12 protein-coding genes are annotated in these 12,927 nt (G+C 30.9%); 2 read left to right on the top strand and 10 right to left on the bottom strand.

Annotated elements, in window-relative coordinates:
• Positions 1–106 precede the first annotated feature (106 nt).
• Together pdaA and WY13_RS12715 are read left to right on the top strand one after the other, a co-directional pair.
• Positions 107–973 carry a delta-lactam-biosynthetic de-N-acetylase gene (gene pdaA, locus WY13_RS12710; protein ID WP_063556013.1) on the top strand — a complete coding sequence of 289 codons (867 nt, stop codon included), beginning with the start codon at positions 107–109 and terminating at the stop codon, positions 971–973.
• Between the two features lie 134 nt (positions 974–1,107).
• The gene (locus WY13_RS12715) at positions 1,108–1,521 is read left to right on the top strand and encodes an RrF2 family transcriptional regulator (protein ID WP_063556014.1); all 414 of its coding nucleotides are present in this window, start codon (positions 1,108–1,110) and stop codon (positions 1,519–1,521) included.
• 65 nt (positions 1,522–1,586) lie between these two features.
• Here WY13_RS12715 and WY13_RS12720 read toward each other — a convergent pair whose 3' ends face one another.
• From WY13_RS12720 to WY13_RS12765, 10 genes are all read right to left on the bottom strand, one after another.
• Positions 1,587–2,300, bottom strand: coding sequence for a WecB/TagA/CpsF family glycosyltransferase (locus WY13_RS12720; RefSeq protein WP_063556015.1), 714 nt, complete (start codon positions 2,298–2,300; stop codon positions 1,587–1,589).
• Between the two features lies 1 nt (position 2,301).
• Positions 2,302–2,955 (bottom strand): sugar transferase, encoded by a 654-nt coding sequence (locus WY13_RS12725; protein WP_063556016.1) that lies wholly within the window; start codon positions 2,953–2,955, stop codon positions 2,302–2,304.
• 104 nt (positions 2,956–3,059) lie between these two features.
• Entirely contained in the window at positions 3,060–4,067 is a 1,008-nt protein-coding gene (locus WY13_RS12730) for an acyltransferase (RefSeq protein ID WP_242866490.1), read from the bottom strand.
• 25 nt (positions 4,068–4,092) lie between these two features.
• Positions 4,093–5,643: a murein biosynthesis integral membrane protein MurJ gene (murJ, locus tag WY13_RS12735; protein ID WP_063556017.1), complete on the bottom strand. Its 1,551-nt coding sequence runs from the start codon at positions 5,641–5,643 to the stop codon at positions 4,093–4,095.
• Positions 5,644–5,657: 14 nt separating this feature from the next.
• On the bottom strand, positions 5,658–6,761 hold the full coding sequence (locus WY13_RS12740; RefSeq protein ID WP_063556018.1) for a glycosyltransferase family 4 protein: 1,104 nt from the start codon (positions 6,759–6,761) through the stop codon (positions 5,658–5,660).
• A gap of 519 nt (positions 6,762–7,280) precedes the next feature.
• Positions 7,281–8,540 carry an O-antigen ligase family protein gene (locus WY13_RS12745; protein ID WP_063556019.1) on the bottom strand — a complete coding sequence of 420 codons (1,260 nt, stop codon included), beginning with the start codon at positions 8,538–8,540 and terminating at the stop codon, positions 7,281–7,283.
• Positions 8,541–8,573: 33 nt separating this feature from the next.
• Positions 8,574–9,626: a non-hydrolyzing UDP-N-acetylglucosamine 2-epimerase gene (gene wecB / locus WY13_RS12750; RefSeq protein WP_063556020.1), complete on the bottom strand. Its 1,053-nt coding sequence runs from the start codon at positions 9,624–9,626 to the stop codon at positions 8,574–8,576.
• Positions 9,627–9,646: 20 nt separating this feature from the next.
• Complete coding sequence (locus WY13_RS12755; protein WP_063556021.1) at positions 9,647–10,396, bottom strand: acyltransferase; 750 nt, start codon at positions 10,394–10,396, stop codon at positions 9,647–9,649.
• Between the two features lie 68 nt (positions 10,397–10,464).
• A complete protein-coding gene (locus tag WY13_RS12760) occupies positions 10,465–11,568 on the bottom strand; it encodes a Gfo/Idh/MocA family protein (RefSeq protein ID WP_063556022.1) in 1,104 nt (367 codons plus the stop codon).
• 36 nt (positions 11,569–11,604) lie between these two features.
• Entirely contained in the window at positions 11,605–12,921 is a 1,317-nt protein-coding gene (locus WY13_RS12765) for a nucleotide sugar dehydrogenase (RefSeq protein ID WP_063556023.1), read from the bottom strand.
• Between the last annotated feature and the right edge of the window lie 6 nt (positions 12,922–12,927).

The raw sequence follows: 12,927 nt of genomic DNA on the forward strand, positions 1-12,927 counted from the left end.
ACAACGTTTCCCTGCTATAATTTTCTTGCAATCTCTATTAATCTCAAGTATAAATTATTAAATTAAGTATACCATAAAATATATCTTATAAGGTAGGTGATTATATTTGAATAAAAAATTTACGTCCATATTTCTCCTATGTACAATTTTTCTATGTCCTTATAGTGTTAAAGGCTACCAGGTAGGAAAAACTACTTTAACAAATACAAAAAGCATAACTACTCTAGATGATAATAACGCTTCTTCTAGGTTAAAAAATCTAAACACTCAAAACTTAGATAGAAGAGAAAAAAATTGGTTTTTCAAACCTAATAATTCTGGTATGCCTTCAGAGGAACCTGCTGATATACTAAAACTCTTAAACAAATACTCTGGATATTATTTAGGAGATACCTCAAAGAAAATACTTTATCTTACTTTTGACGAAGGTTATGAAAACGGATATACTTCTAAGATCTTAGATATATTAAAATCCAACAATGTTAAGGCCGCTTTCTTTGTTACTACCCCTTATATAAAAGATAATGTGGAACTTGTAAAAAGGATGGTAAATGAAGGGCATCTAGTATGCAATCATTCAGAAAAACATCCTTCAATGGCAGATGCTGCAAAAGATCCTATAAGATTTGAAAGAGAATTTACAGTAACAGAAAATACTTATAAAGAAATTACAGGTAAAGAAATGCCTAAATTCTTTAGGCCTCCTATGGGAAAGTACAGTGAATTATCCTTATTTTATACAAAACAATTAGGATATAAAACCATATTTTGGAGCTTTGCTTACAATGATTGGAATAGACAAAAACAACCTTCACCTGTGGAAGCAAAAAAAATGATAAATCGCAGGACTCATAATGGAGCCATTATTTTACTTCATGCAGTATCAAAGACAAACTCTGAAATACTGGATTCGCTTATAAAAGACTGGAAAAATAAAGGGTATGTTTTAGAGGGTTTGGATAAATTACCTTAAAAATATCTTTTCTAATATATTATACTTTATAATGTTCTGTAAATTAGGTATAATTAACTTGTATATAACTGTATGTTATACCTAATTTACATTATTTTGAACTAGGTAAATATATTTATGTTTGGGGAGGTATTATGAAAATTACACAGGAATCAGATTATGGATTTAGAGTTGTACTTTATTTGTCAAATTTGGGGTACGGTAAAAAAATTGAAGCCAAAACCATAGCTAAAGATCAAAATGTGCCTCTAAGATTTCTTCTTAAACTTTTAAGGAAACTGACTCAAGCAGGTATAGTAAAATCTTTCAGAGGAGTTAATGGAGGCTATGCTTTAAATCGTGTGCCTGAAGATATTACTTTAAGAAATATTATTGAAGCCATAGACGGGCCTATTTACTTAAACAGATGCCTATACGATACAGAGCATTGCAATGCCCATAAAAAAGGACATTGTGGTGTGCACAATGCTCTTTCAAAGGTACAGGGCACTCTAATTAACGAACTAGAGAGTATTAATTTCAAAGATATAATGGAAGATAAAATTTAAAATTTTAAGGCCATTGATAACTAAATATCACACAGCCTTAAATATAAGTTTTCATAATTTAACATTTACTTTTTATTATATTCTGCAACCTTTAATAAAAACTTGGGTATAGAAGAAAGTCTCTTTATTCTATAAGGTTCCTTGCAAACTCTGTACAACCATTCAAGTCCTAGTTCTATCATCCATTTTGGAGCCCTTTTAGTTTTTCCCGCCAAAACATCAAAGCTTCCTCCTACACCCATATACACCCTACATGGAAGTATGTCCATATTCCTTGCTATAAATATATCCTGTTTAGGAGCACCCATAGCTACAAAAAGTGCATAAGCATTGCTTTCCTTTATATCACACACTATATCTTCGCAATTTTCTAGATCAAAATATCCATTATGGCTTCCGGCTATGTTAACCTCAGGGTATTTCCGTTTTAGATTTTCTTTGCACCCTTCAAGTGTTTCCTGCTTAGCACCTAAAAGATATATAGGCTTATTTTCCCTACTACATTTTTTTATTACATCTTCCATTATTTCTATACCTGCTATCTTTTCTTTTATAGGCACTTTCACTATTTTAGAAGCCAAAAGTGTTCCAATTCCATCTGGAATTATTACACTTCTACTTGCTGTAAAACTAGTCAATAGTAAATTATCTTTAAGCCCATTATAGAGTACTTCTGGATTACCAGAAACTATGTTTACTTTAGGAAACTTCTCTATATATTCCATGAGCTCCATTTTACTTCCATTAAACACGTTATATTTTAACAATTTTGTAAACATATTAAAATGCACCTTCACTTTTAAATACAGATGAGACTGTCTTTAGTAAAATTTTTATATCCATCCACAGTGAAAACTTTTTTATATACATCAAATCATAATATACAGTCTTTCCAAGTTCTATTTCTCCTCTTCCGCTTACTTGTGCCAATCCCGTTATTCCTGGTGTTACAAGCAACCTTTGTTTATACGAATCAGGATAAAATTTAACTACATCTGGTATTTCAGGTCTTGGCCCAACCAAGCTCATATTTCCAATAAATACATTAAAAAGTTGTGGAATTTCGTCCAAACTTGTTTTTCTTAAAAAAGCTCCTGATTTAGTTACTCTATTATCATTCTTACTTTGAAATATAAAATTTTCCAAATCACCGGGATCAATATCTAATTCTCTCTTTTTTTCCGCATTTACTACCATAGTTCTAAATTTATATATGGTAAAATTCTTTCCATCTTTACCCACTCTAACTTGTTTGAAAATAGCAGGACCTTTCGAATCCAATTTAATCCATATAGCCAATATTACAAATACTACACTAAGTATAATTATTCCTAGAAGAGATAATATAAAATCAGCTATTCTCTTGAGAAATAATTGAAAGGATTTACTTTTTATATCTTTATCCACATCTATTTTTATATCTTCTGTCTGCATAATTTTATGATCTGTAAATTTAAACCTACAAATCAGTTACTTCACCTGCCTTATTATATTTTACTTATTATATCATATTGCATATACTTTATCCGGCTATCTCTTTATAAAAGTTTTTTTATCTCGTTGAGTGCTATGGATCCTATCAATGTAACTGCAAAAGCATTTACACCAAAGCTTAAATTATCCAGATGCACATATCTTCCTATATAATATTGAGTATACAAATATAGTATACCTGCCTGGGATAAATAAATATCATAAGAAGTATTTGATATATACCTTATAATTTTCATAAACAATCCTTTTTTCCATTCAAAACTGAATATGAAGATCACAAAAAATATAGAATAAAAAATTACTGAAGGACGCTGAAAAGTCGTAATGTAGTCTATACTTTTACCATACTGATTTCCCGTTATAAAACTATACAGCAGTGTAAAAATTGAAAGTAAAAACATAACACACACTATAGGTCTAATTCTCTTTAATTTCTGGGATATATTATCTAGATTTTTTCCCATATATCCTCCTAATGAGAAATAAAAGATCCAGTAAAATAAATTTTTTTTATTCCAAAACCACTGATCTGGAGTCACTACTTTAAAGTAATAGGTATATATAATAAAAAATGATGTCATTAAAAAACTAAGTAATAGCCACCACTTTTTTTCCATAAATTTGTATATGAAAGGAAATATTATGTAAAGCTCAATGATTAAAGGTACAAAATAAAAGTGATAAAATACATTTCCATATACTATGTTGCTTAAATCAGCATGTATGTTAAAATCCTTAGTTATAATGATTATATATAGTAAGCACCACACTATATACTGTGGTACTACTTTTAAAAATCTTCTAATTATAAATTTAAAGTATCCGCATCCTTCTTTATAACTTATAGTGAGTCCCATTCCAGAAATAATTATAAATGCAGGAACGGAAAACCTTGAAAACTGATTCAATATAAAGTTAACATTGTAAGTGGTAGAATAAGGTGTGCTCCTATACAGTATAGTTGCAGAAACATGTAATACTATTACTGCAACTATAGCAAGTGCTCTTATTACATCCATCTCCAAAACACGTCTTTTTGTAATGTCTGCCACCTTCCTTATATAAAATATTTAATAACTAACCTGTAATTTTATTTTTAAGTCCATTTATTAGGTTCCTATACTCTTCTAATCCAGTAAAATACAAACATATAAAGTAAACTAAACTTCCACATATAAAAGATATGAAAATTGAAATCATACTTTGCTGCATAATAGAGAAAATTTTATTCATACAGAAATTGTTTATAACATATATAACTATTCCCATAATAGCAGAAGAACAAACTATTTTAGCAAAACTTAAAAGAAGTTTTCTAATATTCATTCCTTCTAATTTTTTGTTCAAGTTCCACATCATAAGTAAGGTAGTAATGACTGCAGAGATAGTTGTAGCTAAAGCAAGCCCTGAAACCTTCATATATTTTATTATAATTATATTTATAATTATATTTATAATTATGCCCACAAAACTGTTTGACATAGGGGTTTTTGCATCTTTAACAGAATAAAATGCTTTATTTAAAATATCCCTTACTCCATAGGCAATCATTGCAGGGCAGTAAAATAATAAGGCACTGGAAGTTAAATTTGCAGCTTGTGCTGTAAATGCCCCTCTCCTAAAAATTAAGTTTATAAGTGGATCTCTTAAAATTCCTATAGCCACTGATGCAGGTATCATTATTATCATTATGGTATTTATAGCACTTATAAGGGATTTCTTATACTTTACAACATCCTTTTTAACTGCTAGTTCAGATAAAGTAGGATATACAATCATAGCTATACCTATGGCAAAAACTTCATAAGCCAAGGTACTTACTTTATTTGAATAGTCCAGGACTGTAACTGCTCCAAAATATATATTATTTGCAAAACACCTATTTACAAACAAATTTAATTGAACTACTGAGGTACTTATAACTATAGGTATCATCAACTTAAACATCTGATGTACATCACTATTTTTAAAGTCCAATATAAATTTATATCTATACTTAAGTTTCCTATACCTTGGCAAATTTATTACAAATTGAGCGAAAAATCCTATTACTGTAGCTACTGCAAATCCCTTTATACCATATTTAGAAGTTAAGAACACTAAATACACTATATAAACTAAGTTAGATACAAATGCCATAGCAGCAGGTTCATAAAACCTTTTATGGGACTGAAGCACTCCTGTAACCACACTCCCTAAGGTTACAAATATAAGTGATAAAAACATTATCCTTATTATTTCAACAGACTGAGCAAATATTACACTGTTGGAAGTAAAACCATGTCCAAAAACATATATTATCTGCTTTGAAAATATTATGAGTACAGCTGTGAGAACTATTGTAAAAAGGGAAGCTATGTTTATTACATTGTTTACAAATTTATTTCTCTCACTTATAGTGCTATTTTCGATATGTTCTGAATTAAGCGGTATAAAAGTAGTAGTAAGTCCGTAACTTATAGTAGTTAAAAGGTATACCATACCCAATGCAAAATTATATATATCCGTAACATAGGTAGCTCCAAATTTTGCAGCTATAAGGGAATCCCTTACAAGTGCCAAAACTTTTCCGCCAATTATAAAAAGCATTACTATAATAGAACTTTTTATTAATTTCTTTTCTGCCATATTTTTCACTCCAACTATTTTTCTGAAAGTATTTTAGTATAAGCATTATAATATTTTGTGCAAAAGCTATCTATGGAAAATTTCTTAACTACAGCATCATATAATTTTTCTCCTTTTAGATGTATTTCATTTCTTTCCTCATAAATTTCTCTCATCCTTTTATATATATCTTCTACAGAATTAGGATTTATTAATGAAATTAAATTATCACCTAAAACTTTCCCTATGTCTCCTACATCTGGCGCTATGAAATATTTTTTCACTGCTGCACTTTCAAGCAAAGTCATAGGTGGTGCCCCACCTTCACTAAAAGAAGTTAAAATTCCTACTTCACCTGCATTTGCAAAATCCAATGCATTTGGCTTATAGCCTGTAAATATTACTTTATTCTCTAAATGAAGCTGTGCTACTTTTTGTCTCAAAGTCTCTTCCATAGGCCCATCTCCAACTATTAGCAGTTTTGCATCTTTAACTTGCTTTTTCAGCATGTTAAATGCCTCTATGAGGGATAACTGATTTTTTATAGGATGACATCTTGCTACATTTACATATACAAAATCATTTTCTAAGATATTGTATCTTTCTCGTATACTTTCTCTACTTTCCTTTATAACTCTATTATTAAAATTCATTCCGCTATTTACTACAAATTTCTCTCCTATAAATTTTTGCTTATCCAAAAGGCTTTTTATATAATCCGATACACATATGTATTGTTTAAAACTGCTTAACCCTAGTGCACTAAGTGGAGTGAAAAACAGGTATTTAATCCTATTATTTAAAAAATCTCTTCTATAGTCACTATGTACCGTGGCTACTGTAGGAACATCTATTTTATTTTTTAAAAAATAGTGCATAAAAAATGCTTTTGCCCCATGAAAATTTACAAGATCAATATGATTTTCTCTTACATAATCTATTAAGTATCTATCATAGGTGGCAGCTCTTTTAAACTTTACTGTATCTATATTCATACTTTTACTTTTATCATAAAGGCCGCCGCCGCCTATTGTACCTATAATTGAATGAAATTTATCCTTTGAATAAAAACTCAAATTCAACACATAATTTCCACCACCGCCTATATCATTTCCTGATATAACCTGTAGCACCTTCATATCTTTCACCTCCACTTAGAAATAGCTTCTAAGTAAAAATTTAACTATACTGCAGAATATGCTGACAAATTTCATTACCATAAAAACTTTTAATAAGTCTAAAGCTCGGTATTTTGAAAATCTAAAGAAGCTCATATAAACTCGTACCTCAAACATATATAAATTTCTAAGATTTTTCAAAATACCTCGCTAAGACTTATTTTAAAAGTTTTTAACTGTGATTTCAATTTTGTCAACATATTATTGAGTATGAGTTTAAATTTTACTTAGAAAAACAATATGCTATGTGCCTTTGACTTAAAGATCAACTCATTCGCAGAAATATTTTTACAATAATGAAGTACATTTAAATATTTTGTCCATAAGTCTTGTAAAAAATTTGTGGAAAGCTTAGAGCTTTTGAATTGTTTGAGGTACGAGTTTTCAAAAGTTCTTAGATTTCCTAAAATTTTTTACCTAGACTTATCAAAATATTTAACGTACTGAAGGTTGTAAAAATATTCGGAGCATGAGTGATTCTTAACTCAAAAACATGCCTTCGTTTTTCTTTTCCCTGTACATCATTCCCTGAGATACTGCTAAGAGTATCCAAAAGTAGGTTGTAGTTTTCGGTACAAAGAATAAGTTGTCAACTAAATTCATAACGTAAAAAGCTGCCATGGAAGCTAAAAATCCTATGTAAAAATGCTTATAAAATTTACTTTTTGTTGTATCTACAAAAGATTTAACTTTTATTAGTGAAGACAAAAGTACTGCAACAAAGGATACTCCACCTATAATTCCAAGTTCTGTCTCCATTTTTAAATAAGAATTATGGCAGGGCCACTTACTGTAACCATAAAATTTATATTGAGGATATATATTCGTATATTTGTCATACAAACTAATGTAATTCCCATTTCCAACCCCAAACAAAGGATGATCTTTTATCATCTTTTGTGCAATTTTCCAGAGATATATTCTAGATTGATTTTGAACTGGATCATTTATAGCCATTATTCGTTCTCTTATTTCTGGTATAAATAAAGACGCCCCTGAAATTACACAAAGAGGTAGTATAAACTTAAGACTATACATAACAACTAATATAACCATTCCTATTGCCACTCCAACAATGGCATTTCTAGAACCTGTAAATGTTAGATTCAAAAGCATCAAAACTGCCAGCAAGGAATAAAATAACTTTCTTTCTTTTTTCTTTTCATATACAGCTAGCATAATCATTGGGAATATGGCTAATATTAAGAAAGCTGCCAAATTATTAGGATTATCCATAGTGGCAGTTATTTTAAATTTTGCATACCCATAATTTTTGAATTGATTGCTAAGGCCAAATCCCGTAAAATTTTGATATATACCATAGACACATATTATGATATTGGTACATATGTAAGAACCTAAAATACCATTTAAAAGTTCTTTTCTATTCCACTCATATTTGATCATAAAAAACAATATAATATAGGATATAAATCTAAAGCTCTCATTAAGTGCAAGTTTTTTATCTGACGCATAGCTTACTGAAATTAGCATCATAAGTGCCAGTATACTCATAAAAACAGTAAGGTAGTTAGTAATAAAATCCCTTATTCCAGAAAAAAATCTAGTTCTACACTCTTTTGATGTAAGAAGTTTTACAAAGTATCCAATCAAAATAAGTGCTAGTATACAATCTGCAGGAGGAATATTTATTCTTCCTAGTGCCATCTTATTCGGTAAAAGTGGAAGCAGTATTATATAAGCACAGATCAAAACATATAAAAATTTATCTAAAAACAAAACCTCACCTCCATATCAAATACTGTAAAAAAATCATTTATCTAATATTTCTAGTATTTTTCCAGAAGCATTCCCATCTCCAAATATATCTTTTTGCTCCTTTTTAGGTACAAAGTTTACTATGCTATTTAATATCTTTTCTTTATCAGTTCCAACTACTACATTCCAGCCATTTTTTACGGTTTCTACCCATTCAGTTTCATCTCTCATAGTTATACAAGGTTTTTTCATGAAAAAGGCTTCTTTTTGTACTCCACCGCTGTCTGTCACTATCTTCTCAGAATTCATTTCAAGGTTTATCATCTCTAGATATCCAACAGGTTCTATAACCTTTATATTCTCATTAAATTTAAGTCCATAATCCGTCATGTATTTTTTAGTCCTAGGGTGAAGGGGAAGTATTACTGCTTTATTACATTCATTTAAAGCTTCAACTATATTTTTTAATCTATCTATGTGATTTGTATTCTCAGCTCTATGTATAGTAGTTAGTATATAATCCTTACCCTGAAGTCCTATTTCTTTTATAATCTGATTCCTATTTTCTGCTAACTTTTTAAAATTAAGTACTGCATCAAACATTACATCTCCTACATTATACACACCTTTTGTAATCCCCTCATTCTTCAAATTTTCTACTGCTGATTCTGTAGGAACAAATAAAAGATTAGACAAATGATCTGTAAGAACTCTATTTTGCTCTTCAGGCATATCTCTATTAAAACTTCTAAGTCCTGCCTCAACATGAGCTACAGGAATTAAAAGCTTACTTGCACACAATGCTCCAGCAAGAGTTGAATTTGTATCTCCATACACAAGTACAAAATCTGGCTTTTCCTTTTCATATATCTCTTCTAATTTTATAAGCATCATTCCAGTCTGTCTTCCATGACTTCCAGAACCCACTTCCAAATTGTAATCTGGTTTTGGTATATTGAGTTCATCAAAAAATACCTTTGACATGTTTTCATCATAATGCTGACCTGTATGAACCAATATTTCTGTATGATGTTTTCTTATTACATTTGATACAGCAGCAGCCTTTATAAATTGAGGCCTTGCCCCTACAACTGTTAATACCTTCATGTTTTTCCTCCCTGCAAAGTTTACTGTTGATTTTTAAGAAGTTGATCTTCTGGAACTTTTCTAAATTGTTTAGCAGGATTACCTGCTACTATAATCTCCTTTTCTACATCCTTTGTAACCACACTGCCTGCTGCTACAAATCCATCTTCATTTATTATCTTGCCTGGAAGTATAGTAGCTTGAGCTCCAATTCTTCCACCTTTCTTTACTGTAACACCTTTGAAATGTTTGTATCTTTCCTTAGACCTTGCCGCAAAGTTATCATTTGAAGTTACAACTCCAGGTGCAATAAACACATTGTCTTCTACTTCTGAGTAAGCTGTAATATATACATTTGTTTCAATTTTACAGTTAGAACCTATCTTAGAGAAGTTCTCTATAGCAGCTCCTCTACCTATTATTGTTTTACTTCCTATAGTTACGTTTTCTCTGACTGTAGCTAAATCTGCAATAAGTGTATTTTCACCTATAACACAACCGCAGTATACTATAACTCCTGCCCCAATAAGACATCCATCCTTTATAACAGCAGGATCAAATTTTTTCTCATCTTTAAATATACTGTTCACTGATCTCATAGGTTCTTTACCTACTACACTGTTGTCATCTATCCTTACATTAGCTCCAATTTTACTTCCCTTATGTATAACTACATTATGACCTATCATGCAGTTATCTCCTATTGTAACATCATCTTCAATAACTACAAACTTTCCTATACTTACATTATTGCCAACTTTTGAAGTATCTGATATATAATTTTCAGACATATATATTCTCCTTTTCCTGCATATTTAAGAATTGAGAATGAAAAGCCTCCATTCTCAATTCTTAATTGCTACTTGTTTATTTTTTTCACTCCAACCATATCCATAGTTGAGAAATCTCCCATAGGGAATTTTACAGGCATACCTGTAAGCCTTGATTTATAAGCCGCCAAAATTATAGACATTCCCTTTTTGCCTTCTTCTCCATCTATAAGAGGCTTTCTATTATTATTTATTGCATCTATCATATCCTTGAAAAGAGGTATATGTCCAAAACCATATACAGTATCAGGATCTCCCTCTTGTGATTTTAATATTTCATCATCTAAATCCTTGTGATCTTCAAAATTCCAGGTTTCTATTTTATTTACTGCAAGTCCACCTATACATACTGTTCCCTTTTCTCCAAAGATGCTTAAAGTTTCTTCTAAGTTTTTAGGGTAAACACAAGCAGTACCTTCAATTATACCTATAGCTCCATTTTTAAATCTTATAACAATAGCTCCAAAGTCTTCAGCTTCTATGTCTCTTAGAAAAGTATCACACTGAGCATAAACAGTGTCTATCTCTCCCCCCATCATCCACTGCAGTAAGTCTATATTATGTATACATTGATTCATCAATGTTCCACCGTCTAGCTTCCAAGTTCCTCTCCAAGGTGCCTGATGATAATATCCCATATTTCTGTTCCATAGTATTCTAGCTGTACCATTCACAAGTCTGCCAAATCTATTTTCCTCCACAGCAGATCTAAGCTGCTGCACTGGTTTATTAAATCTATTTTGATGGCTTACACATAATTTTACATTGTTCTTTTTAGAACAAGCTATCATATCATCTGCATCTTTTATTGAAAGTGCCATAGGCTTTTCACATATTACATGCTTTTTGTTGTTCATACAGTATATTGCTATTTCAGGATGATATCCACTTTCAGTAGCTATAGTAATTACATCTATATCCTGCTCTTCAAGCATTTTCTTATAATCAGTATAAACTGCTACTTTAGCATCTCCAACTTTTTCTATATACTCACTTTTTCTTTGCTCCGCCTTTTCTTCTACCAAATCACACACTGCAACCAAAACAGCTTCTGCCTTATTAGCTGCTAGAGCTTCTACATGTTTGTAAGAAATTCTTCCGCATCCTAAAATGGCAAATTTCAATTTACTCATAAAAACACCTCTTAAAAAGTAATATTTGTGTACAATTTATAGCTTATGAATTTTTTCTCTGTTATTCTTTACACCTTTAGTTGCATTTCTTGTATCGTAAACAATTTTAGCTCTTTCTGCCACAGCTTCATAATCGTAAGAGCTGTGATCTGTAGTTATAATTACTATATCAGATTCATCTATTACATCTTCCCATTTTACTGTATGATATACTTTTCCACCGCGTTTGAATTCAGGAATAAATGGATCACTTACAATTACTTCCGCTCCATTTTTCTCCAAGTGATCTATTACTTTAAGGGCTGGTGACTCTCTTAAATCATCTATATCCTTCTTATAAGCTACTCCAAGAAGAAGTACTTTTGCACCATTCATAGCTTTTTTATGTCCATTTAAAAGCTTCATAGCATTGTCAACTACAAATTCTGGCATAAAGTCATTTATTTCTCCAGACGTTTCTATTAATTTTGTATGATAATCATATTCTTTTGCTTTCCATGAAAGATAAAATGGATCAAGAGGTATACAATGTCCTCCAAGTCCTGGTCCTGGATAAAAAGCCATAAAGCCATAAGGTTTTGTTTTGGCTGCATCTATTACTTCCCATACGTCTATTCCCATTCTTTCACAAAGTACAGCCATTTCGTTGGCAAGACCTATGTTTATATTTCTGAAAGTATTTTCAAGTATCTTCTCCATTTCTGCTACTGCAGGACAAGATACAGTATATATTTCACTTTCCAATATATTTCTATAAAGTGTAGCTGCCACTTCTGTACATTCAGGAGTACATCCTCCTACTACCTTTGGGGTATTCTTTGTCTTATACTGCTTATTACCTGGATCTACCCTTTCTGGTGAAAATGCAAGGAAAAAGTCTTTTCCACATTTAAGTCCGCCTTCTTCTAATATAGGCTTCAACACTTCTTCCGTAGTTCCTGGATAAGTAGTACTCTCAAGTACTATGAGCATTCCTCTGTGCAAATATTTTGCAACACTTTTAGTAGAACTAACTACATATGATATATCTGGCTGTTTATATAAATCTAATGGAGTAGGCACACATATAGAAACTGCATCCACATCTTTTACAAAACTAAAATCTGTAGTAGCTTTAAGTCTTCCTTCCTTAACCAATTTCTCTAAATCTGAATCCACTATATCACCAATATAGTTATGTCCTTTATTTACCGATTCAACTTTTTTATCCTGAACATCAAACCCAATTACTTCATACCCTGCTTTAGCTTTTTCTACTGCAAGTGGAAGTCCTACATATCCTAATCCTACTACTCCTAGCTTAGCTTTCCTATTCTCTAATTTTTGAATTAATTCGTCTCTCAACTGCGACATCTTTTT

Source organism: Clostridium ljungdahlii (genome assembly GCF_001636845.1).
Taxonomy (GTDB): Bacteria; Bacillota; Clostridia; order Clostridiales; family Clostridiaceae; genus Clostridium_B; species Clostridium_B ljungdahlii_A.

What these genes read in the sequence shown, in the direction of transcription:
- WY13_RS12740 (WP_063556018.1), bottom strand. Translation starts at nt 6,761, where the DNA reads ATGAAGGTGCTACAGGTTATATCAGGAAATGATATAGGCGGTGGTGGA.
- WY13_RS12765 (WP_063556023.1), bottom strand. Translation starts at nt 12,921, where the DNA reads ATGTCGCAGTTGAGAGACGAATTAATTCAAAAATTAGAGAATAGGAAA.
- WY13_RS12725 (WP_063556016.1), bottom strand. Translation starts at nt 2,955, where the DNA reads ATGCAGACAGAAGATATAAAAATAGATGTGGATAAAGATATAAAAAGT.
- WY13_RS12755 (WP_063556021.1), bottom strand. Translation starts at nt 10,396, where the DNA reads ATGTCTGAAAATTATATATCAGATACTTCAAAAGTTGGCAATAATGTA.
- WY13_RS12715 (WP_063556014.1), top strand. Translation starts at nt 1,108, where the DNA reads ATGAAAATTACACAGGAATCAGATTATGGATTTAGAGTTGTACTTTAT.
- wecB (WP_063556020.1), bottom strand. Translation starts at nt 9,626, where the DNA reads ATGAAGGTATTAACAGTTGTAGGGGCAAGGCCTCAATTTATAAAGGCT.
- WY13_RS12760 (WP_063556022.1), bottom strand. Translation starts at nt 11,568, where the DNA reads ATGAGTAAATTGAAATTTGCCATTTTAGGATGCGGAAGAATTTCTTAC.
- murJ (WP_063556017.1), bottom strand. Translation starts at nt 5,643, where the DNA reads ATGGCAGAAAAGAAATTAATAAAAAGTTCTATTATAGTAATGCTTTTT.
- WY13_RS12720 (WP_063556015.1), bottom strand. Translation starts at nt 2,300, where the DNA reads ATGTTTACAAAATTGTTAAAATATAACGTGTTTAATGGAAGTAAAATG.